16 protein-coding genes and 1 pseudogene are annotated in these 23,010 nt (G+C 62.4%); 6 read left to right on the top strand and 11 right to left on the bottom strand.

What is annotated here, in order from left to right:
- Positions 1-10: 10 nt before the first annotated feature.
- The 5 genes from ETEE_RS18005 to ETEE_RS17985 are packed head-to-tail and all read right to left on the bottom strand — an operon-like array spanning position 11 to position 8,316.
- On the bottom strand, positions 11-2,206 hold the full coding sequence (locus ETEE_RS18005; RefSeq protein WP_034165673.1) for a glycoside hydrolase family 2 protein: 2,196 nt from the start codon (positions 2,204-2,206) through the stop codon (positions 11-13).
- 23 nt (positions 2,207-2,229) lie between these two features.
- On the bottom strand, positions 2,230-3,609 hold the full coding sequence (locus ETEE_RS18000) for a DUF3131 domain-containing protein (protein WP_034165680.1): 1,380 nt from the start codon (positions 3,607-3,609) through the stop codon (positions 2,230-2,232).
- Complete coding sequence (locus ETEE_RS17995) at positions 3,594-5,159, bottom strand: DUF3131 domain-containing protein (protein ID WP_034165672.1); 1,566 nt, start codon at positions 5,157-5,159, stop codon at positions 3,594-3,596. Before ETEE_RS17995 ends, ETEE_RS18000 begins: the two co-directional genes overlap by 16 nt.
- Positions 5,160-5,168: 9 nt before the next feature.
- Positions 5,169-6,491, bottom strand: a complete 1,323-nt coding sequence (locus ETEE_RS17990; RefSeq protein WP_034165671.1) for a DUF3131 domain-containing protein — start codon at positions 6,489-6,491, stop codon at positions 5,169-5,171.
- A 1-nt stretch (position 6,492) separates the two neighbouring features.
- Positions 6,493-8,316 (bottom strand): glycosyltransferase, encoded by a 1,824-nt coding sequence (locus ETEE_RS17985; protein WP_034165669.1) that lies wholly within the window; start codon positions 8,314-8,316, stop codon positions 6,493-6,495.
- Positions 8,317-9,000: 684 nt separating this feature from the next.
- Between ETEE_RS17985 and opgC the strand changes: the two genes are divergently transcribed.
- A complete protein-coding gene (gene opgC, locus ETEE_RS17980; RefSeq protein WP_034165679.1) occupies positions 9,001-10,221 on the top strand; it encodes an OpgC domain-containing protein in 1,221 nt (406 codons plus the stop codon).
- A 413-nt stretch (positions 10,222-10,634) separates the two neighbouring features.
- Complete coding sequence (locus ETEE_RS17975; RefSeq protein ID WP_034165668.1) at positions 10,635-12,281, top strand: alpha-keto acid decarboxylase family protein; 1,647 nt, start codon at positions 10,635-10,637, stop codon at positions 12,279-12,281.
- Between the two features lie 58 nt (positions 12,282-12,339).
- Here the strand turns inward: ETEE_RS17975 and ETEE_RS17970 are convergent, their stop codons facing one another.
- On the bottom strand, positions 12,340-13,482 hold the full coding sequence (locus ETEE_RS17970; RefSeq protein WP_034165666.1) for a trans-sulfuration enzyme family protein: 1,143 nt from the start codon (positions 13,480-13,482) through the stop codon (positions 12,340-12,342).
- A 26-nt stretch (positions 13,483-13,508) separates the two neighbouring features.
- Positions 13,509-14,474 (bottom strand): annotated as a pseudogene (locus ETEE_RS17965) (PLP-dependent cysteine synthase family protein); the annotation flags it as partial.
- 219 nt (positions 14,475-14,693) lie between these two features.
- On the opposite strand from ETEE_RS17965, the gene copM reads away from it, so the two are divergent.
- Positions 14,694-15,077: a CopM family metallochaperone gene (gene copM / locus ETEE_RS17960; RefSeq protein ID WP_034165664.1), complete on the top strand. Its 384-nt coding sequence runs from the start codon at positions 14,694-14,696 to the stop codon at positions 15,075-15,077.
- A gap of 100 nt (positions 15,078-15,177) precedes the next feature.
- On the opposite strand, the gene rcnR is transcribed toward copM, so the two are convergent.
- Positions 15,178-15,450 carry a Ni(II)/Co(II)-binding transcriptional repressor RcnR gene (rcnR, locus tag ETEE_RS17955; protein ID WP_034165663.1) on the bottom strand — a complete coding sequence of 91 codons (273 nt, stop codon included), beginning with the start codon at positions 15,448-15,450 and terminating at the stop codon, positions 15,178-15,180.
- A 100-nt stretch (positions 15,451-15,550) separates the two neighbouring features.
- Between rcnR and ETEE_RS17950 the strand changes: the two genes are divergently transcribed.
- Positions 15,551-16,642 carry a nickel/cobalt efflux transporter gene (locus ETEE_RS17950; protein WP_034165662.1) on the top strand — a complete coding sequence of 364 codons (1,092 nt, stop codon included), beginning with the start codon at positions 15,551-15,553 and terminating at the stop codon, positions 16,640-16,642.
- A 488-nt stretch (positions 16,643-17,130) separates the two neighbouring features.
- Here the strand turns inward: ETEE_RS17950 and ETEE_RS17945 are convergent, their stop codons facing one another.
- The 3 genes from ETEE_RS17945 to melR all read right to left on the bottom strand — a co-directional run bounded on the left by ETEE_RS17945 (position 17,131) and on the right by melR (position 20,671).
- Positions 17,131-18,093, bottom strand: a complete 963-nt coding sequence (locus tag ETEE_RS17945) for a membrane protein (protein WP_034165661.1) — start codon at positions 18,091-18,093, stop codon at positions 17,131-17,133.
- 14 nt (positions 18,094-18,107) lie between these two features.
- Positions 18,108-19,478: a surface lipoprotein assembly modifier gene (locus tag ETEE_RS17940; RefSeq protein WP_034165660.1), complete on the bottom strand. Its 1,371-nt coding sequence runs from the start codon at positions 19,476-19,478 to the stop codon at positions 18,108-18,110.
- Between the two features lie 251 nt (positions 19,479-19,729).
- Positions 19,730-20,671, bottom strand: coding sequence for a transcriptional regulator MelR (melR, locus tag ETEE_RS17935; protein WP_034165659.1), 942 nt, complete (start codon positions 20,669-20,671; stop codon positions 19,730-19,732).
- Positions 20,672-20,940: 269 nt separating this feature from the next.
- Between melR and melA the strand changes: the two genes are divergently transcribed.
- On the top strand, positions 20,941-22,293 hold the full coding sequence (gene melA, locus ETEE_RS17930) for an alpha-glucosidase/alpha-galactosidase (protein ID WP_034165658.1): 1,353 nt from the start codon (positions 20,941-20,943) through the stop codon (positions 22,291-22,293).
- A gap of 162 nt (positions 22,294-22,455) precedes the next feature.
- A complete protein-coding gene (locus tag ETEE_RS17925) occupies positions 22,456-23,010 on the top strand; it encodes a beta/gamma crystallin-related protein (RefSeq protein WP_034165657.1) in 555 nt (184 codons plus the stop codon).

Here is a 23,010-nt window from a genome sequence, read left to right as displayed (position 1 = left end):
CCGCGCGTCGCTAGCGCGGGGTCGGTGCCTGCACCTCGATACGGTAGCTGTTTTTCCCCAGCGGTTCCCCCTGCGCATCATACAGCGTGGCGTAGAGCCACATGTCCTGCCGGTCGCGGGGGGTTACCGTCAGCTGGCGCAGCCGTTGCCCGCTGTCGGCGGGCAGGGTGAAGGTCAGCGCCCCCTGATGTAACACGATACCGCCCTGACGCAGCTGCCAGACCAGGCGGCTGTCGGGGTGGGCGCGCCAGGTATCGTTAATGGCCCACAGCGCGATCTGCCCGGGCTGGCCGGGGTACCACTGCAGGGTGATCGGCTCAATGGAGGGCAGAATTGGCTGAAAGGCGCGCTGCAGGGCGAAGTAGCCCGGCTTCGGCTGGCGGGTGTAGTCCACCACCGCCCAGTTGATCGAGGGCCAGCTCTCGCTGAACATAAACTGCATCAGGGTGGTGACCGGCTGAAAGCGTTGGCGGCGATAGCTTTCGGCGGCCAGCTGGATGATGCGCGCCTGATTCTGCTGGGTGCGGGTGATAAAGTCGGCCAGATCGCGGCCCCGGTGCAGCCCGGCTAGCCCAAAGGTATTGCCGGGCTGGAAGTCATGGTACATCCAGACGCGCCAGGCGGGATCGCGGCCATCCTCGCTGGCCGGCCAGCGATCCGCCGGGGGAATGATGGTCTGCAGCGTCGGCAGGGAGGGCAGGGCCTGGGCGCCAAATTCGGTGATGATGGCGCTGTAGGCGGGCTTCAGCACATCGGTGACCTTACCGAAGTACCACCCCTGCCAAAAGTGCTCATCGACCTTCGACCAAGGGTGCAGGCCGCGGGAGCTATCCTGTCCCAGCGCCTCGGCGACCCGCTGAGCCAGATTCCGGTTCAGATCAGGGCGCCAGTCGGCGAACATCTCCTTCATCCACGGGGCGTTGAACGGCGGCTCGTTCTGTCCGGCCCAGATAATGATGGCGGGATGAGAGCCAAACTGACGCACCAGCGCGGTGGCCTGCCGGGCGGCTTCGGCGGCGAAGGCGGCGGAGTCGTCATAGCCCCACTGCAGCGGCATATCCTGCCACAGCATCATGCCCAGCTCGTCGGCCTGCCGGTACAGCGCCTGCCCGGCGACGTGGGCGTGGACGCGCACGGTGTTGACGTTGGCTCGCTTCATCATCAGCAGATCGCGGCGATAGTCCGCGGCGCTGACCTGGCCGAGCCAGGGCGAGGCGATGTAGTTGGTGCCGCGCAGGAAAATTCGCTTGCCATTGATATACCAGGCTTTGGTCTGCGGATTCTGGCTGAATTGGCGGATGCCGGTGATCTGCGATGCGCTGTCCATCACGCCCTGCGCATCGCGCAGCGTGACACGGACGTGATACAGCGCGGGATAGCCGTAGCCGTCGGGCCACCAGCGGACGACCCGCGGCAGCGCCAGCTGGGCCTCGGCCTCGCCGTCGCGCCGCAGGGTCAGCGGCAGCGTCAGGCGGTAGGTGCGCCCGACGAAATTGTAGGGCGTCATCTGCAGCGTCAGCGTGGCCGGCAGCGTCTCCTGGGCGCGATAGTCTAGACGCAGCGCCAGCGAGGCCTGCTGGCCATCGGCGGAGAAACGCGGGGTCAGCAGCAGGTTATCGATGGCGGCCCGGCGGCTGATTTTCAAGCTGACGGACTGCCAGATGCCGCCGGAGTTGGCATCCTGCCCCTGCGCCGACCAGGCGCCGCCGGGGCGCGTGTCGTGCTGGGTCAGGATGCCCTTGATGCTCTGCTTGTGCAGCGGCCAGATGCGCCCCGGCGTTTCGAAGGGGCTGTCGACGCGCACCAGCAGGCGGTTGTGGCGCCGCAGCGCCGGCGCTGCGTCCAGTGCGAAGCGCTGGAAATAGCCCTGATGGGCGCCTAGGTAGCGCCGGTTGAGCCAGACGTCGGCCCGATAGTCGACGCCGTTAAAGATCAGCGTGGCCATGCGGTCTGGCGCCAGGGGCGGCAGGGTAAACTCACGCTGATACCAGAGGGCGCCCTGGTGGTCGACTCCCTGGCTGTACCAGTTGGCGGGAACCCGCAGCGTCCGCCAGGCTTCGCCCTGCCGGCGCAGGGTCTCGGGCGTGCTGAAGGGGGGATTGGCGTCGTGGGTCTGCCAGACGCCGTCTAGGCTCAGCGTCTGGCCGGCGCCGGGGCGCGGCAGCAGGCTCAGCAGTATCAGCACGGTGATCGGCGTTCTGGACATGTGCGCTCCTTGGCGTGGTAACGTTAACGTCCTTCCTGGGGCAGACAGCGCCGCGGCCAGTTCAGGGGCTCGCGCAGCTGGCTTTCCAGATAGCCGGGCGGCGGCAGGCGGTCGATCAGCGGGCCGTTGTTCTGCTTATACAGCAGAGACTCCAGCACCATGGCGTTGGTGCTGAGCGTCATCACCGGATTGTATTCGCCGCTGCGCTCAAAGCGCCCTTCGTACCAGCCGCGCCGATCGTCCCGCGGCCAGCGCCCCAGCTGCATCAGGGCATCGGTATAGGGGCTGTCCCATAGCACCCACAGGCCGAACAGCGCCCGGGTCGCGGTCAATGCCAGCTCGGGGCGGTACTCTCCCCCCTCCGTCAGGACGTTCCAGGGATAGCCGTTGGCGAAGACGGCGTTATCGACCCGCCAGGGCGCGCGGTTGAGCACATAGTCTGCGCGCGCCGTCAGGATACCGTCGCGCTGCCAGCGCCAGGCCTGCGCCTGGTATACCGACTGGGCCCGCGATCTGAGATCCTGCAGGGTGAGCGAAGCCTTGCCCGGTGGCGACCAGTTGAACTCCAGACCGGCCAGCAGATAGGGGGTCGAGTCGACGCTGAGGTTGCCGCCGCCCAGGCGGGGATCCCGGTCTGCCGTCGCGATGGGATTGGGGCCGATGATGGCGCGCTTATAGGGCGGCGCTGCGCTGAGCGGGGCATCAAAGCCCCACAGCCCCATCGCGGCGGCGGCGTATTGGCTTTGGGCCAGATTGGCGATAGGGCGGGTTTGCCAGCGATTCTGCCGCCGCTCGCCGTCCTGCAGCGCCCCCTGCGGGGTCAGCATAGGGCAGAAGTTCCACCCCATGACGATGCGATCGATAAAGCCGCCGTACTGCGGCGCCGCCAGCGTGACCAGCCGCAGCCCCAGCAGCAGGCGGGCGATGTCGCCGGCCGACCAGCCGTCGTCGGCGGGCTGGCGCGCCCCGTTCACCATGGTCAGCCGCTGGCTGTCGTAGTAGCGGTTGGGCAATCCGGCGCCGTTTAAAGGCAGGCGGGAGAGGGTGGCCAGCAGCGCGGAGAGGCGCCGGTCAAACTCCGCGGCCTCCAGCAGCCCCAGCCGCTGCGCCGCGACCAGCGCCACCAGGGTATCGCCCATCTGCGCTGGGGTGGTCAGCGGATAGTTGTCCTGGCCGTTGACCAGCCCGGTGTCGGGCTGGGTGTTGTTCTGGAAATAGCGCCAGGCGATAGTCGCCCACTGGCGCTCTTCGGGGGTAAGCTGCCCCAGCCGGCCCGCGTGGTGCCAGCCTCCCTGGCTGAGGTAGCGCCAGCCCGTCTCCAGCGCCGTCGGCGGCGCCGACAGCGACCAGGCCGTCAGCGCCAGGATAGCGATCGCGGCCGCGCCGATCAGGGTTTTAAGCATGATGCGCTGACCGGCGGCAGTTGGATGGGGGCGTCCAGGGTGCAGGCAGCACACTGGCAGCTCGGGCAGGCCGGCGCGGCGCGCAGGGCGATCCCCTGCTGTTTACACCAGCTGTTCTGGTGGGGTGTCGCCGACAGGTAGGGTCGATTATGGGTCCGGTTGCTTTCATCAAAGGCGTTCAGCAGGGTTTTATCCCACAGCGACGGGGCGACGCCATCGCCGCCGGCGGGCGCGGGGGCGCTGAACAGGCTGCCCTGTTTTTTAAACAGTAGGGCCTCCAGCATGATGCCGTTGTTGTTGGCGGTGAATTCACGGATCGGACCGCTGCCGTTTTCGTACAGCCCCTCGTAAAAGCCTTTGGCGGCGTCGTTGGCATTCTCAATGGTGCTGAACAGCAGATCGGTATAGGGCGACTGCCACAGCGCCCACATGCCCAGCGCCGCCTTCAGGGAGACGGCTGCATCCTCCGGCGTGTATACCCCTTTGTCGGTGATGGTGTTCCAGTCGTAGCCGTCGGAGAAGACCGTGTCATAGACGAAGTAGGGCGCGCGATCCAGCTGGTGCTCGGAGCGGGCGGTCACGATGCCGGCTATCTGGTAGCGGTTCTCCTGCGCCTGATAGACGCGGTTGGCGAAGTCATGCATCCACGGGTGGTTCTCCTTGCCATCGGCCGGGCGCGCGGCGCCGGCCTTATTCCAGCCCAGCTCCATGCCATACAGCACATAGGGCTCGGTGGTGACATAGTTGTGCTGCTGGCTCGGTCGGGGATCGCGCGCATCGTAGGGGACCAGGACGCAGTAAATATCGGCCAGTTGGTAGGGCTCTGCGCGGGAGGACTGACAGGTGTTAAACCCCCACAGCTGGAAGCCGGCGGCGGCGTACTCCTCGTAGCCCAGGCGCCCCTCCTGCACGTAGAGCGGCTGATTTTTGCCGTCCAGCACGGCGCCATACAGGGTACCGCAGGGATCGATGATATGGCTAAAGTCCCAGCGTAGCACCAGATTGTCGATATCGTTGGCATATTCGGGATAGCGATCTTTGATGATTTTCAGCCAGATTAGCATGCGCCCGAGATCCAGCGCGGAGTAGCCGATTTCGCCCGGCTGGTTGATATAGTTCACCTTCTGGGCGGTCAGGGTGTTATAGGCCTTATTCGGCGCCTGTCCCTGAAACAGGTCCAGGTTATTCAGGGTGGCCAGCAGCTTAATCATGCGCTGATCGAAGGTGGCTTTATCCACCAGCCCCAGCTCGCGCGCCGCCGTCAGCGCCGCCATGTACGACGCCGTATCCCACATGGTGGTCGAGGGGTAGGCGTTGGCCGCGTTGACCAGCCCGGTAGCCGGCTGATAGTTGGTGACAAAGTAGGACCAGGCCTTCTGGGCGACCGCCATCTCCTGCGGCGTCAGATCGCCGTGGCGCGGCGGGTAGCCGGCCGCCGGCAGAATGGTTTCAGCTCGCGCGGCGGCGCCGCCCAGGATCAGCAGCAGCGCCAGCCACAGCAAGCCGATCAGGCGCAGGAGGGAACGTGGGTGCGGCATGGGCAGTGACATAGGCATTCCTTATTGCATCTGTATTCCCGCAGGGGGGGCGGAGAGCGGCGGATCGTCGGGCTGGCAGTAGGCGCAGCGCAGCGGTCCCTGTATTTGGTATAGCAGACTTTCCAGGATTAGGGCGTTGGTGGCGGCGCTCAGGGTTGGACTGACGCTGCCGTCCAGGCGAAGGCCGTCATGCCACCCGCGGCCAGGCTGCAGCAGCGGCAGAACCTGCTGTCGCTGCCGTTCGCTCCACGGGGTGCCCAGCAGGGCGTACCAGCCGAAGGCGGCCTTGGCCGAAAACAGCAGCGGGGGCGGCGTGGTCGTGGGGCGGACGCTCAGCGCGGCGAGCGTGGGCGACTCGCGATCGTCAAAGATAAAGTTTTTGCCCGTCTGCGGGTTATAGCGGCTCTCCTGCGCCAGCACCGTGCGCCAGGTGACCGCCGCATTGTCGAGGCTGAATCCATACTCCAGTGCCGCTAGGATGTAGGGCTGAACGAGGATCAGCGGGTGGTCGGTCTGGCGCAGGGTGATCAGCGCATCGTAGGGCAGCACCATGCCGTCGATATTGACGGTGGGCTGATCGCTCAGCGGCTGCTGCAGCGTAATGGCGGCGTCGGGGGTGATACCGCCCAGCGTCGCCTGGGCGTACAGACGGTAGCCGAGCCCGGGGCGGTCATTCAGCGAGAGCAGGCGCCAGCGCGGGGTATCGCGCAGGGCGAAGGGGGCATAGGGGCGCTGGCGAAACATCTGCGCCAGCGGCCAGTCGGCGAGCAGACGGTTGATCGCCGCGCCGTGTTCGGGATAGCGGGCGGCGCAGATCTGCAGCGCGCCGAGCAGTCGCCCGATGTCGCTGGCGGACCAGGTGACCCCGTCATCTGCCTGCGGCGCCAGGGGCTGCAGGGTGGCGCTGTGGTAGAACTGCCAGGGCATGCGTTGCGCCGAGCGCGGCAGGGCGGCAAGCGCCTGCAGCGTCGCGTTCAGGCGCCGATCCAGCTCGGCCCGTCCGATGATCCCCAGCCGCTGGGCGGCCATCAGCGCCATCAGCTGATCGCCGCTGCTCCACAGGCTGGCGTAGGGCTGGCGATCGACGGCGTTGACCAGGCCGCTGGGCTGGGTGTTATTGATGAAGTATTGCCAGGCGATGCGCGCCCAGATGGCCTCCTGAAAGCTCAGGCCGCGCGGCGCGGGCAGCTGGGGAAAGTCGCTGCCAAGGGTCTGCAGGGTCAGCGGAATGGGCGGCGGCGGCTGGTGGCGCTCGATATGGATCACGATAGCGAGGGCCAGCAGAAAGCCGCACAGCGTGGCGATATAGCTTCTGGCGCGCTGCAGGTGGGTCGATAACGTCATATCAGCGCTCCCCGCCGGCGGCGTCTTCCGCCGGCGGTTGCCAGAGGGCGGCGCTGATCATCGGCAGCATGGCCAGGATATTCATGCCGCCCCAGAAAATATTGATGATATAGCCGGAGGGATCGCGGATGTTCCCCAGCGTCAGCTGGAGCGCGCCCCAGGCCAGACCCAGTAGGGTCAGGGCGACGATGGCCAACTGTGGCTTGATCAGGCTGAGAAAGTTGCCCTGCTGACGCTCCTTGGGCGTGACGCGAAAGCGGATCTTCTCCCCGCGCAGCACGGTATCCAGCGCCCGGAGATTCATGGAGAACAGGGCCAGGTAGCTGGCTTTGCCGTTCCAGGAGGAGATCCCCCAGGTGCCGAACATAAACGCCAGCTCACACAGCACCAGGTATGGCACGAAGTGCAGGTAGAACGGAGTGGAGTAGGTGGAGAGCGGCGGGATCCCGCTGAACAGATAAATCAGCGGCGCGATCAGGAAAATCAGGTTCCAGAGGCAGGCCAGATAGGACCAGAAGGTGGCGCCATACAGCAGCTTCTGCGCCAGCGACAGGCGGATTTGCCGGCTGTGCAGCACGCCGTCGTGCAGCAGAATATCCAGCGAACCGGCGGCATATTTAAAGCGCTGGATCATCCAGGTCTGCAGATCCTGCGGAGAGAGCATTTTGGACTCGACCTGCGGGTGCAGCACGGAGCGCCAGGGGTGCTCAAGGTCGCCGTGCAGCATGATCGAGGTATAGATATCCTCCGAGACGTGAAAACGGTAGGGCATCAGCTCCATATCATAGGCGACGTGGGGTAGCATGGCCTGCTGCAGATCCCGGCGTAGCTGCGGATCTGTCACCGTGTGGGTATGGCGATCGATCTCGTATTCGATATCCATCGCGTATTGGCGCAGGGCGGTCTGCATGATGGCCTCACGCCGGTGCAGCGAGGCCGCGCCGCAGCAGAACGAGGCATAGGCCCAGTTGCGGCGACGCTGGATCACGTCGTAAAACATCTGCGGATCGTTCATGAAGGGATCTTCGCCGACGCGCAGGGGACCGACCAGCCGCTCGATCAGTCGCCCGGTCAGCGCGCCGACGCGCCCGGCTCGGTGCTCCAGCCAGCGCGGCAGCGGCGTGCCCTGCGCCAGATCGTAAAACCACTGCGGGGTTTGCACCCAGGCGACGTTCGGATCGCAGAAATAGCCCAGGGTGTGCGTCAGCAGGGTGGGAAAGACCCGGGTGTCGGCGTCGCAAATGACGATAAAGTCGCCGTCGGTCTGCTCAATGCCGTTACGCAGGTTGCCGGCCTTGAAGCCCGCGTTATTGTCGCGGGTCAGGTAGTTGACGCCCTCCTGCTCGGCCACCTGGCGCATGGCGTCGCGGCGTCCATCGTCCAGCACGTGGATTTTATACTCCAGGGGGTGCGGGTAGTCGATCCGCTTGGCATCCTGAATGGAGATACGCACCAGCTCGGGGTCTTCAGAGTAGGTGGCGATAAACAGGTCGACCTTCAGCGGGCGCGGTGCGATCTCCCCAGGGTCGGCCAGACACTGGCGGATATCGCTGGGGGCCGGGTGCGGCAGGGGATCCCGCACCTGCCAGAGGTTGATGGTAAACAGACAGGTGCCGATATAGGCCAGGGTTTCGGCCAGCGCCAGCGGCACGGAGTACCAGAGCGCATCGTAATTGAGGGAGTCCATCCAGCGCCAGCGAATATAGTTGGCCCCCAGCAGCAGGGCCGCCACGATCAGCATTTGCCAGAGAAAGCTTATCCAGGGATGGTTGATCAGAGGGGGCGGGGGGCGCCGCGCTTCAAACGGTGAAAAATAAAAGTGCATGGCAGTCTCCCCGGATCCATCGCATGATGACAGCGCTTTACCGTATCAGTGTAGCGTAGGCTTAAGCGGCGACAAGGCGACGGGCGGGATAAATCGTTCGCACCGATGACGATGCCCTATACCGATCGGGCGCGACTACGGCAGGCAGGCGCGCCCCGTCAGGCGGGGCGCGGCGGAAAGGGCGCTCCCCGGCGCCGGGCGCCCACAGGATTACGCCACGGCGCTGATGAAAGGGAATATTTTATAAAATAGCGTGGCGCAGAGGAGGCTTTTAAGGCGCCGCCGCAGGAGCGTGCGCGCCGGCTTCGATAGGCGGCGCGGATTTCTGATCGCCTGGGAGGCGGGATGCCTGCCGCGCTCGGCAACCATGGGGTTGCTTGATGGCGGTCGGGATGTGTGACGGTGTATGAGGGGCGGCATGTCCAGAAGGGCGAACCGATAGGGATGCTCCTCGTCAGCGGCGCGACCCACGGCCTGTTCTTCGGGCTGCCGGCCGGTATCGAGCCCGATCTCGCGGGCCAGACGCCGGGCCTTGGCCGCCCCCATCTTCCAGTCGAGCGTCGCCTGGCGCCGATCGCCGGCGCGTCTCCGGTGCCACTTCGCGCCGCCCGCGTGAGTTGGCTTTTTTTCACGCTGTTTCTACACTGCAAAGAGGGCGGCGGAGCTGAGTGGGTGAAGAGTGCCATGCTGATGACGGGGATACGCAGAGAAGGGGGAAAGGGGCTTGGGTATCTGCGCCGCTGGCGCTATGTGCCGGACGGCCCGCGCGATCTGCGCATCGACTTTATGCGCGGCATGGCGCTGATGCTGATGATCGTCACGCACGTTGAGATTATCTCTGTCTTTAACCTGTTTACCTCGGAGCGCTTTGGCTTTACCACCGGCGCCGAAATCTTTGTCATTCTGTCCGGCTTTGTGCTGGGGCAGACCAAGCGCCGCCAGCTGCAGCACAGTGATATGGCGACCGTCTCCTACTCCCTGCTGCGCCGGGCGGCGACGCTGTATGCGGTGAATATCGTGATCATTGTGTCGGTGCTGGCCCTCAGCCAGCTGCCGTGGCTCAATAGCTTTGAAGTAACCCATTTTACCCAGCGTCACGATGAGCTGATCTACTCCCTTTATCCGATTGCCGCGCAGTCGCGCGAAGCCTGGTTTAACCAGATCCTCTTTTTACAGATAGGGCCGCAGCAGACGCAGATCCTGGGGCTCTATTTTTATCTGCTGCTGGGAACCCCGCTGGTGGTGTGGATGCTGCAGCGGGGATACGGCGGTGCGCTGTTTATTATTTCGCTGGAGCTGTATATCGCCTACCAGCTGTATCCCGTAGATATTATCGATGCGCAGTTCGAGTATGCCTTTCCCCCGCTGGCCTGGCAGTTTATCTATACGTTGGGGTTGATGTGCGGCTGGTATAAGGGCGAGCTGCAGTCGCTGGCGAAAACGCTGCCCGGGAAACGGGTTATCGGTCTGATGATAGCCATATTTCTGGTGCTGTTCTTCGTCATTCAGAATAATACCAACCCCTTTATCCCCGCCCGCTTTTTTCTGCATGTGCTGCCTGACTACCGCTTTGACTATATCAACAACGTGCTGGCGGGAAAGAATGAGCTGGGGCTGCTGCGGGTGGTGAATGACGCCTGCCTGCTGCTGGCCCTGTATTTGCTGCTGAGCTATCTGTGGCTGCCCATCAGCCGCGCCGTCGGCTGGTTTTTTATTCTGATGGGGCAGAACTCGCTGTATGTCTTTATCCTGCATCTGTATGTCGTGATGGCGATTAGCCAGTGGGTGCGCTTCGGCCTCTGGCAGCATGCCTGGCTGGAGAATACGCTGACCCATGGCCTAGCGCTGGCGGTGCTGTGGCTGATGGCCCGCTTCGGCATTCTGCGGCGGATTGTCCCCAACTGATAGGGGCGTTTACACCGGCGCCGCCACGCGATTTAGCATTTCGGGCGGCGGTCATCTTTTGCTCTATCTAAAATAGCGATAAGGCATAGCGCAATGTCCGATATTTGCGGTGCGTTCAGGGCGGCCCAGCACCGTACGTCAGCAGGCGGGGCGCAGGCCGCGTCACGCGGGGATTTCCTGTGATCGTCGTCACTGTTTTTGGCGGACTGCGCGTCGTGTGGGTGCGCTGGATAAAGGATGGCGAAACGTGATTTTATTTTTCTCCGTATCAGCAAAGGTTAATTAATAATACAAATATATTTTTTCCTATAGCCTTAACGGAAATAACTGGTTGTTATTCTTTTTCCTCCGGCCAAATATTATCAGTAAAGCGTGAACGTCTATTGAGTCATCTGCTAAAACAGGAATTTATTATGTCTACAACGGTTATCGAATATGTACTGTCACGGCTATATGAGTTGGGGATTCATGACATTTTCGGCGTTCCGGGGGATTATGCCTTCCCGATTGAGGACGCCATCTGTGCGGACAAACGTCTGCGCTGGATAGGCAACTGCAATGAGCTGAACGCCGCCTATGCGGCCGATGCCTACGCCCGCACCCGTGGCCTGGCCGCGCTGAGTACCACCTTTGGCGTGGGTGAGCTAAGCGCGATAAACGGCATCGCCGGCGCCTGCGCCGAGTCGGTCACGCTGTTCCATCTGGTCGGCATGCCGGCAAGTCATGTCCAGGCGCGGGGAGAGTGCGTGCACCATACGCTGGGCAACGGCTATTTTACGCCGTTCTATGAGGCCACGGCCTCCTTCGTCTGCGCCCGCGCCATTATGACGCCGGAAAACTGCATCGCAGAGACCGAGCGCCTGATCGCGGCGGCGCTGCGCTACCGTAAGCCGGTGTATATGGCTTTCCCCAGCGATTACGCCACGATGCCGGTCGTGGAGAGCCGCGTACCGGCGGCGCCCGCACCCGTCAGCGATCCACGGGTCCTGAATGAGGTGATCGATGTTATCGCCGCGCGCCTGAATAACAGCGATAGTGTCTGCGTGCTGCCGGGGATTTATCTGGCCCGCCACGGCGCACAGAGGGCGGCGACGGCGTTGATCGACGCCGCTAACCTGCCGTTTGCCACCATGATGATGGATAAGTGCGTGATCGATGAGTCCCATCCGAACTACGTTGGAATGTATGTCGGCCAACTGATGGACCAACGGGTGCGCCAGTTTGTGGAGAGCAGCGATTGCGTACTGAAAATCGGCACCATCATGAGCGACTTTAACACCGGGGCGTTTACCTCGCGCCTGGACGAGGCGCAGTGCATCAGCGTGGAGCCGGCCTCGGTTCGTATCGGTCAGTCGGTCTATGAGAACGTGCTGATGAAGGATGTGCTGAGCGGACTGATGGGGCGGGTGACCCGCCGGGCCCGCCGCCACGATATGCCGGCGGCTCAGGGGATCCCCGCGGTGAGCGGCAGCGGCAGGCTGACCGCGGAGTACCTCTACGCACGCTGGCAGCAGATGCTGAAGCCGAACGATCGGCTGGTGGCGGAGACCGGCACCACCTCCATGGGGCTGGCCTTCGCCCGGATGCCGCAGGGCGCCGTGTTTTATCAGCAGACCCTGTGGGGCTCTATCGGCTGGGCGACGCCGGCGGCATTCGGCGTCGCGATGGCGGAGCCAGAGAAACGCACCATCCTGATCACCGGCGAAGGCTCGCACCAGATGACGGCGCAGGAGATCGGCCAGTTCTATCGCTTTGGCCTGAAGCCGCTGATCTTTGTGGTGAACAACGGCGGTTATCTGGTCGAGCGTATGCTGTGCAAGGACGGCGACATCTACTACAACGATCTGGCGCAGTGGGACTACAGCCAACTGCCGGCGGGGCTGGGCTGCCGCGATTGGTTTACCGCCCGGGTGACCACCTGCGAGGCGCTGGATGAGGCGATCCGCCATGCCGAAGCCGGTGACTGCGGCGCCTACATCGAGGTGGTCACCGATAAGTATGTCACCTCCGAGCTGCTGGAGAAGATGCACGGCGCGCTGACGTCGCTCTACTCCGCCTGAGGTGCGGGGCGGCCATCGGGGGGATGGCCGCTTTCATCGCGGCGCAGGGCCCAGGCACTCAGTCGAGCGCCTGGGCGAGATCTGCCTGCAGATCGGCGACATCCTCGATGCCGACCGACAGGCGGATGAGCTGGGGAACGATGCCGCGCGTCAGCCGCTGCGCCAGGGGGATCGAGGAGTGGGTCATGCTGAAGGGCTGGCATACCAGGCTCTCTACGCCGCCCAGGCTCTCGGCCAGGGTAAACAGACGCAGCCGCCCGATGCGCTGAGCGACCTGCTCGGCATCGCCGCGCAGCACGCAGGAGATGATGCCGCCGGCGTGGCGCATCTGTCGCTGTGCCAGCGCGTACTGCGGGTGGCTGGGCAGGCCGGGATAGTAGACGCGCTCGACGCTCGGGTGCTGCGCCAGCCACTGCGCCAGCGTGCCCGCATTGGCGCTGTGGCGCTCCATGCGCAGGGCCAGGGTGCGGATCCCGCGCAGCGTCAGGAAGCTACTGAACGGATCAAGTACGGCGCCGAGGGCATTGTGCAGATAAGCCAGGCGCTCGGCCAGCGGCGGGTTGTCGCCCACCACGGCCAGCCCGGCCAGCACGTCGGAGTGACCGTTGAGGTACTTGGTGGCCGAGTGCACGACGATATCAAACCCGCTCTCCAGCGGTCGCTGCAGCGCCGGAGAGGCAAAGGTATTATCGGCGACGCAGAGCAGATCGTGGCGCCGCGCCAGCGCGGCGATAGCGTGCAGATCCGCCAGCTTCAGCAGGGGATTGGTCGGCGTCTCCACCCAGATCATCTTGGTCTGTGGCCGAATGGCGGCCTCGATTCCCGCCAGATCGTCGGGGCTGACCCAGCTGACCTGCAGCCCGGCGCTACGACTGCGCACGCTCTCCAGCAGGCGCCAGGTGCCGCCGTAGACGTCGTCCAGCGCGATGATGTGGCTGCCGCTGTCCAGCAGCTCTAGCACCGTGGCGATGGCCGCTAGCCCAGAGGCAAAGGCATAGCCCTGTCGTCCCCCCTCCAGCTCGGCGATGGCCTGCTCCAGCGCGTGGCGCGTGGGGTTGCCGCTGCGGGCGTATTCAAAGCCGCGGTGTTCGCCCGGCGCGCGCTGGGCAAAGGTTGAGGTGGCATAAATCGGCGGCATCACCGCGCCATAGGCGTCGTCATGGCTGCCGCTGTGTACGCTTTGGGTCGCAAACTGACGCATGGCGTCTCCTTAACAACGGTGGGCTAAATCAGCTGGTTCTGGCTGAGCCACTGGGGGTTAAACATCTTGGACAGATACTTGTTGCCGCTGTCGCAGGCAAAGGTCACCACGCGCTGAGCTCGGGGCTGCGCCTGACAGTAGCGCAGCGCCGCGGCGAGCAGGGTGCCGGTGGAGGAGCCGGCCAGTACCCCTTCGCGGCTCAGCAGGGCACGGGCGGTGGTAATCGCCTCCCGATCCGGGATGCGGTAGACCTGGCTGATCGCCTCCGTCTTCATCAGCGGAGGGATAAAGTCTTCGCCGATCCCTTCGACCAGCCAGCTGCCCGCCTCCCGGTGGCGGCCGTGCTGCACCGCGTCGGCCAGGATCGATCCACAGGGATCGGCGAGGATGAAGCGGGTGTGCGGCGAATAGCGAGAAAAGAAGCGGTGCAGGCCGTGGAGCGTGCCGCCGGAGCCAACGCCAACCACGATGGCGTCGATCCGGCCGCCGGTCTGGCGCCAGAGCTCGCGGGCAGTGGTCTCCTCGTGGGCCGCGGGGTTGGCCGGATTGGCGAACTGGTCGATATACAGGCTGCCCGGCGTCTGCTCGGCGAGGCGGCGGGCATAGTCCTGATAGTAGTCAGGATGACCTTTGCCCACGTCGGAGCGGGTCAGTCGAACGTCGACGTCCAGCGCCCGCAGATGGGCGATCTTCTCTGTGCTCATCTTGTCCGGCACGACCAGGATCAGGCGGTAGCCCCGGTGGGCGGCAATCAGCGCCAGCCCCAGTCCGGTGTTGCCCGCGCTGGCCTCGATCAGGGTTCCGCCGGGGCGCAGGGCGCCGCTGCGCTCCGCCGCGGCGATCATCGACAGGGCGACGCGATCCTTAATCGAACCGCCGGGATTGTGATTCTCCAGCTTCAGCAGCAGCTCGCAGGGGCCGCTATCGAAGCGCGATAGGCGCAGCAGCGGCGTATTGCCAATTAAATCCAGTAGGGAGTCCGTGATCATAATGGGCCCGGGTGAGTGAGCGGTAGTCCGGACTATAGCGTGGCGCATTTAGTCCGCTAAAGAATATAAAGTAAACAGTTAGAACAGAAATGAATATGTCACGCGCGCCGCGCCGCGGCGGGTGAGTGGGAGGGCGGCGTGTGCGGCGAAAGTCCCTCTTGACTCTCCCCTTAGGGGAAGGTCTAGGATTATCGACGGTATCCCACTGAACAGGAGCGTTGTATGAAAACGATAACGTTAGCGAGCGCATTATTACTGGCCGTTGCTGCGGCCCCCGCGCTGGCGGCCGAGCTGCCAGCAGAGCAGGCGACGGCCATGCACCATGAGCTGCGCGGCGCCATGGGCACCATGCATGAGGATATGATGAAGGGCATGATGAGCAACGATCCCGATGTGGCCTTCGCCGCCGGGATGCTGCCGCACCACATCGGCGCCGTTGAGATGGCCAAGGTCGAGCTGAAGTACGGTAAAGATCCGCAGATGCGCCAGCTGGCGAAAAACATCATTGCCTCTCAGGATAAAGAGATCAAGGAGATGAAGGCGTGGCTGGCCGCACACCCGGATCAGGGCGCGCAGGCTGGCGAGAGCGCACACAGCATGCATTGATGCGCTGCGTGCCGGCCGTGTCGCAGGCGTATCCACGGATACGCCTGCTCGCTTTAGCGGGGCGGCTTTTGCCAGCGGCAGAGGCCAGGCCGGGGCCGGTTCACTTGATATACGAATCCAGCACGTTGAGTACCACGGTCAGATCCTGTTCCCGCTTCTCCTCATCGCACTGATGCACGATATGCTCGGTAAGATGCCCCTTGATCACCTCACGCATCAGCCCATTGACCGCCCCGCGGATCGCGGCGATCTGCTGTAACACCGCTGCGCACTCATGTGGCTGATCCAGCATGTTTTTCAATCCATTGAGCTGCCCTTGGATCTTATTGACGCGTGTCTGTAGGCGCTTTTTATCGCGGGTGGTGTGTGGCATAGGCATCCTCCGATAACCCCGGTGAGCCTGGACTATAACACCCCTATATACTGGGGGGGAGTAGAATGCGGCCACCGCTTGATAAGTAAGACGCCTTAGCATGGACACCTTCACCTCGCTGTTGCACCAGGGTAATGCCTGGTGGTTTATCCCCAGTGCGATCCTGTTGGGGATCCTCCATGGCCTGGAGCCGGGCCACTCCAAGACGATGATGGCGGCCTTTATCATCGCGATTAAGGGCACGGTGCGTCAGGCCGTGATGCTGGGGCTGGCGGCGACGCTGTCGCATACCGCCGTGGTCTGGCTGATCGCTTTGGGCGGCATCTTACTGAGTCAACGCGTTACGGCGCAGTCGGTAGCGCCCTGGCTGCAGCTGATCTCGGCCGGGGTGATTCTGGCGACGGCCTGTTGGATGTTCTTACGCACCTGGCAGGGGGAGCGTGGCCGGCTCGAACAGCACCATCACCACCCGCATGATCCCCATCAGTATCACACGCTCGTCAGTGATGCTGGTCGTTTACGCCTGGCCATCCAGGATGAGGCGCAGGGAGCCTATTTCCAGCTTCGCGCCGAGACGGGGGCGTTACGGCCCGTCGGTGAGATCCGGCTGCTGGTCACGCGCGGGGCGGGGAGGGTCGAGCCGTATACCTTTCGTGCCTGTGCGGACGGCTACCAATCCGTAGAGGCGATCCCAGATCCGCACAGCTTTACTGTGCGTTTGCTGCTTGGGCCCTGCGGGGCGCAGCAGAGCCTGCGCTGTGCCTTTCATGAAGCGGAGGATCATCATCATGACGAGGGCGATGAGGCCGGCGGGGATGCGCACGCCAAGGCGCATGCGGATGCGATCCAGCGGCGCTTCGCCGGCCAGCGCTCGGTGAGCAATGGGCAAATCATCCTGTTCGGTCTGACCGGCGGCGTGATCCCCTGTCCGGCGGCGATCACCATTTTGTTGATCTGCATCCAGCTTAAGGCGATTGCCCTGGGGGCGACGATGGTGCTCTGTTTCAGTCTCGGGCTGGCCATCACCCTGGTCGCGGTCGGCGTCGCCGCCGCCGTGAGTGTCCGCCAGGCGAGCCGACGTTGGCCGGGCTTCGGGAGGCTGGCGGCGAAAGCGCCTTACGCCTCTTGCGTGCTGATCGGCGCGGTGGGGATCGTCATGGGGCTACATGGCTATTGGGGCCTGGTGGGCTAAGCGCCGATTCACCAGGCCGCTGATGCTCCCAGTGGCTTAGCGGGCGTGCGCCGCTCGGTTGGCGTGCAGCGACTGCCAGCCGCACAGGCTGACGCGCTTTTACACCCGATGGCTCTCATCGCAGGCTCGAGCCTGTCGCCAGCGTGGCACTTCCGGCTCATCAGGGGGTTACGTCTGCGGCGGCGTCAGGGGGAGCCCCTGCGGTCAGGCGCGGAAACGCGGCTCCTGCAGGCTGAACTGTGCCATCTGTCGGCATTGACTGGGATCGGCCTGCCGATGGGGATATCGGCCCAGAATAGGGCCATGTGGCTCTGCGGGATGGTGGGTTGGCGATCGTCGGTGCGATAATGGGGATCGCCATCGAAAGGCGGGTTGATCTTCCGCTGGCTGTACACCCTGACGCCAGCGCGGGCCAGCCACACGCCTCTCCCCCTCTGACGCCGATGGGGAGGCATAGGGCATGGCGCTGCCGCTATGCCCTGGCCGGATCAGTCGTGCTGCACCCGCTGTGCGCCGAAGACGCCGCCGCGCTCTACGCTATAGTTATCGATAAATTTGACCTCGCCGGCGGCGACTTCGCCCTCTTTGCCATAGAACCCACCGACCAGGTGGCCGTTAACCGCGTTACGCTGCGCGCCGACGCGGTGCAGTCTGGCGCCGAAGGTTCCCTCCTCGCTGACGGTATTGTCACCATCCTCCCGGATAACGTAGTCGATATCGCTGGCCAGACCGCTACCCTTGATATTGCCGGTGATCTTGTTGTCCTGATAGTGCAGACGGATGGCGGCCTCGCGCGGGATATCGAAGTGGTTATAAAACAGGGTGCCCACATAGTCTGCCTGGGTCTCTGGACGGCGCCCTTCATTGACGTTGACCGCGTATACCAGGCTGGTGGTTGTCTGGTCCTGATCGTCTTCATTCTGCGCCGTCTCGCGGTGGGTATAGGTGTGCACATGGCCATAGTAACCCGCCAGCTTGCCATCGGCATCGCGCAGCGTCAGGACTTTCTGACCGTTAATGACGCGGCTGTCCTTTTCATGGCGCTTTATGAGGGGGGCGACGTCGATGGCGATATCGGTTCCCTCCACCTTAACGGTGAACTCGCGGTTGGGATTGAGAGTGTTAAAACCGGATATACTGAGGGTGTCACGGTGGCCGATCTCCCGCACCAGCCCGCGGTATTGTGCCTCCGGTTCATCGACGGCGGCGGCAGGGGGCGCAACGTCGGGCGCAACGGGGGGAACGTCGGGCGCCGCCGGTACGACCACGAGCGGCTGGGAGGCGGGCGCCGCCGGTACGACCGCGAGCGGCTGGGAGGCGGGCGCCGCCGGTGCGATGGCCTGTGCCGGCGCGGCATCGCTAGTGCCACCGCCGCCACCGCCACCGCCACCGCAGGCGGTTAACAGCGCAGAGGATAAGAGTAAGAAGAGTGTGCTATAGCGTGGTTTCATAGTTATCCCTATCGTTAAAAAAGCTTACTAAAGGTCAGGAAGATCATTTTCTTATCGTATTCGTAAAATGGATGATTGCTGTCACTTTTAAAATATGACAGGTTGATTTTTGGCGTGATACCAAAGTAATAAATATCACGATGCCAGAGGGTTATCAGTGCGCCGTACTCTTTATTCCGTTGCTGAATCCCGAAGAAGTCGCTGCTATCGTAAAACTTGTTGGCGTAATTTATCTGAATGATGCTGGATACGCCGCCCGGCCACTCATTCCCCCAGCCCGCCCGCCATTTTATTTTCTGAAAGGCTAAGCTCTTACGTTCAACGTTTTCACGGTGGTAGTCACTGCCCCAAAACAAAAATTGCTCGGGGCTGGAAAAATAATAGAGCGTTGCTGACAGCAGATGATTTTTACTGTCACGCTGTGCGTAGTGTTTATTTTTAGTGTGGCTTTTCTCACCGTCAACGTCGATTTTCCAGCGTGGGTTCAGACGGTATTCTGTCTCAATACGCAGCCCCGGCGATGTTCCCTCGCTAGAAAGGGAGGGCGCCTGATTATCCGATGCCCATTCGCGCTCGATAAAGGGCAATAGCAGCAGGGAGGCATCGATGTTGCGTAGGCCCAGGCCTGCGCTCAGACGGGCCGTCGCCTGATCGTAGCGATGATTGTTGGTGAAGTATTTCCCGTAGGCCAGCGTGCGGATCTCGCTAAACAGTCCCTCTGGCAATGACCAGGTTTTGCTGCCGCTAAGGTAGTAGGAGAAGCCCTGTCCACTTTGCCGTTTTTCAGCCTGCCACTGACCAATTTTCACGTTATCGCCTGGCGCATTATTAATATTGCTCTCATTAATATAGTTAACGCCTACATTGAATGACCAGCTGTCTTTCCCCTGTATTGCTCTGATATAGCTGTCCAATATCTCATTGATTCTTTCGCCGTTGCTATTGGCCCGCAGCTTATTGAACTGCAGTAGCGCAGAGGCGCGGTCTTTATTCTGAAACAGCGCGATAGCCAGCTGCAGTCGGGCAATATTTAGCTGTGGTTCCTCGGCGATAACGCGGCGATAATAGCGAATCGCCTGGCGATAGTTACCGTCCTCTTTTGCTAAAATAGCCTTTCCCCATGCGACCAGATTTGGATCGTGTCCTAGCTGCTCCTGATAAAGCGGCAGCAAGATCTTGACGGCGGCGACGTCTGATTTGATTACCGCCTGGATCATTCCCTGAAAAATAATCCGGGGGTGTGTTTTTAATTCATCTTGAGAGAGGATAAAAGTGTCTTTTACCGATTGAGGTGCACCGGCAGCATCCGCTGCGGTCAGCGTTAATATGCTTAACAGAATAGCAGAGCCTATCTGTAAAAGTGGCGGTTCTATTTTAATCAACATCTAATGAATTGCTTATAATACACGCTGGTCAAGCGATGTTTTTGTTGGTAATAAATTATTACATACGTATTTATTTTGAAATTAAACCAAAGCTAAACGGCTAGGGGAGTGTCCGCAGTTTGGCTGATTATGTGTGATGAATGCCTCTGATTAGACAATGAAACTTGATGAGGATGTTTTTCTGGACTTTATGGCTATTAAGAAATTTAAGTTTGGTGTTTATTGCTAATAAATGACGCTGTGGTGATAAATCAATCTGTGGGTGTGCGGTGCACCGCGCCCGTGCGCGCCAGCCGGCGGTACTGCTGTGGCGACATACCGGTGTATTTACTGAAGGTGCTGTAAAAGCGGCTGCTGGAGCTGAATCCCGCCGTGAGCGCGATATCGAGGACCGTTCTGTCGGTGTCGCTCAGCAGCGCTCGGACATGGTTGATGCGCATGGCGGTAATATACTGCTTCAGGGTCATCTGCATCACCCGCTGGAATAGCCCCATCGCATAGTGGGCGTTGAGGCCGACGTGTCGGGCGACCTGATCTATCGTCAGTGCGCGATCGTAGTGGGCGGCGGTAAAGGTCAGCATCTGGCCGACGTAGAACAGGGCATGGCGGGAGAGCCCCTGGCCGTTGCCCGCGCGCGGATCGTCGCCGCCGGGCTGCAGGGCGTGCCAGCCGGAGAGGCTAAAGCGCTTTAACATCAGCAGGATCTCATCGCTGGCCAGCTGCCGCATCTGCGGACATGGGCTCTGCAGATCCTGCTGCCAACGCCCAATCTCAACGGGCGTTAGCCGCGCCGGGTGCGCAGAGGTCAATACTCTGCCATGGGTGATGTGGCTGAGCAGCTGCGGATCCAACGGCCAGGAGAGAAACAGATGCATGGGCAGGCTGAGCAGGGCCATGTGGCGGCAGCGCCCCGGATCGACGAGACGGTGGGGGGTACAGGCCCAGAACAGGGCGATATGCCCCTGCGGGATGCGTAGCTGCCGATCGTGAATGCGGTAGCCTATCTCGCCGTCGAAGGGAATATTGAGTTCGACCTGGGCGTGCCAGTGGCTGGCAGCCATCGCCTGCGGTGAACAGAGCGCGATCGCCAGGCGCTGCTGCTCCGAATAGAGCATCAGTGGGCTGTGCGGCTGTGGGTCGGTGCTGTTGCACATCAGTCCCGCGGGCGCCTCTTGGCGGCGGCGCTCTTCCATGGTTTTCCTCCTGGTCATCCCCGGCGCACCAGGGGACGCCGTGCTCCCCGGTGAGGGTCTCGCCGGAGCAGCGCCGCGCTGTTGGTAGTCTCACCGCTATTCTGTCGCTTTTCCTCATCTTTTCGCCTATTACTCTCCCGGAAAGTTATTTTTTTGAATCTAGATCGATAAATCCGAGGAAATGGGAATGCTTTGGGAAGAAGGCGGACGCGCGCGTCTGCCCGGCGTGTCACGATGCCTCCAGCGATGAGTGCTATGGGAGAGAGACGATGAACGCACCTAAAATTGCCTTTATTGGCGCCGGTTCAACTATTTTTGTGAAGAATATCCTGGGGGATGTATTCCAGCGCCCCGCGCTGCGGGGGGCCGATATCGCGCTGATGGATATCGATGCACAGCGCCTGGCCGAGTCGCGGATCGTCGTAGGCCGGCTGATGGCGGCGGCCGGGGCCAGTGGGCGCATTCAGTGCCATACGACGCTGCGTCCGGCGCTGCAGGGGGCCGATTTTGTGGTGGTGGCGTTTCAGATCGGGGGCTATACGCCCTGTACGGTCACCGATTTCGAGGTCTGCGCGCGTCATGGCCTGCGCCAGACCATCGGCGACACCCTGGGGCCGGCCGGGATTATGCGCGCGCTGCGTACTTTTCCACACCTGTGGCAGATAGGCGAGATGATGATGGCGGAGTGCCCGCAGGCGACGTTGCTGAACTATGTCAACCCGATGGCGATGAATAGCTGGGCCATGTATGCGCGCTATCCACAGCTGCGGCAGGTCGGTCTATGCCACTCGGTACAGGGCACGGCGGAGGAGCTGGCGCGGGATCTCGATATCGATCCGGCGCAGCTGCGCTACCGCTGCGCCGGGATTAACCATATGGCCTTCTATCTTTCGCTGGAGCTGCGCGGCGAGGACGGTCAGTATCGCGATCTCTATCCGCAGCTGCTGCAGGCCTATCGCCAGGGGCGGGCGCCGAAGCCGAATATCCATGGCAACCTGCGCTGCGAGAATATCGTACGCTATGAGCTGCTGCAAAAGTTGGGTTACTTTGTCACGGAGTCCTCGGAGCATATGGCCGAATACACGCCGTGGTTTATCAAGCCCGGGCGCGACGATCTGATCGCGCGTTACCGCATTCCGCTGGATGAGTATCCTAAGCGCTGCGTGGAGCAGATGGCGAACTGGCAGCGTGAGCTAGCGGAGTATCAGACGGCGCAGCATATCGCGATTACGCCGTCGCGGGAGTACGCCAGCCGGATCATGAATGCGCTGTGGAGCGGGGAGCCGGAGGTGATCTATGGCAACGTGCGCAACGCGGGTCTAATCGATAATCTGCCGCAGGGCTGCTGCGTGGAGGTGCCGTGCCTGGTGGATGCCAACGGGATCCAGCCGACCCGGATCGGGGCGCTGCCCTCGCACCTGGCGGCGCTGATGCAGACCAATGTCAATGTGCAGACGCTGGTGACGGAGGCGGCGCTGACGGAAAATCGCGAGCGGGTATACCATGCCGCGCTGCTCGATCCGCATACGGCCGCGGCGCTGAGCATCGATGAGATTTATGCCCTGATCGACGATCTCATCGCGGCGCACGGCGACTGGTTGCCGGAGTGGGTGCGCGGCTGAGTCGACGGCGGGTGGCTCTTTCTCATGCTGGGTGGCGCGCTGGAAAATCAGACGATCCCTTAATTCCCTGCGCCGGGCGATTGGGTACTATGGACCTCCGCCGCCGCCTGACGTGCGGCGGGCTGCTGTGACAGCATACTTATTAGACAGATAGGGCTACTTATGTTCAGAACGCTTTTGGTGGCATCGCTGCTGACCCTGGGGGGTTGCGCCGACGCGTCCATCATTATCAATAATATCGACAATACTTCTGGGTACCGCGGCGGACAGGGCGGCGGGCGGATCTATATTTGCATGCTCACGCCGTTCAGCAGCGTCTATGCCGACGCCGCGCGCAGCGAGCAGATTGCCCGCTACAAGGTGGGGCAACGCTGTGAGCGGGGACAGGGCGAGGGCAGCCTGTTCTGTCGGCCTAAGGATGCCACCTGTAGCACCACGACGCTGGATGAGGGCTACAGCCAGGGTGCCGATCGCCTGATGGTGTATGAGGATTCGCGTCAGCGCGGGGCTTCGCTGAGCATCGATCGCGATATCCCCGATCTTTCCCGCTACCGTTTCGCCGATCGTATCTCCTCGTTCTCGGTGCCGCAGGGGTGGACGGTGCGTTTTTACGAAGGGACCGACTACAGCGGGGGGTACTATACTCGCAGCGGCGGGGAGCAGGAGGCGACCGGGTTTAACGACCGCGTCCGCTCCATCCGGATCCTGAGTCGCTAA

The sequence above is a fragment of the Edwardsiella anguillarum ET080813 genome, from assembly GCF_000264765.2.
GTDB classification, from domain to species: Bacteria; Pseudomonadota; Gammaproteobacteria; order Enterobacterales; family Enterobacteriaceae; genus Edwardsiella; species Edwardsiella anguillarum.
The sequence above is the reverse complement of the archived record's forward strand: the minus strand, read 5'-3'. Positions and strand labels throughout refer to the sequence as shown.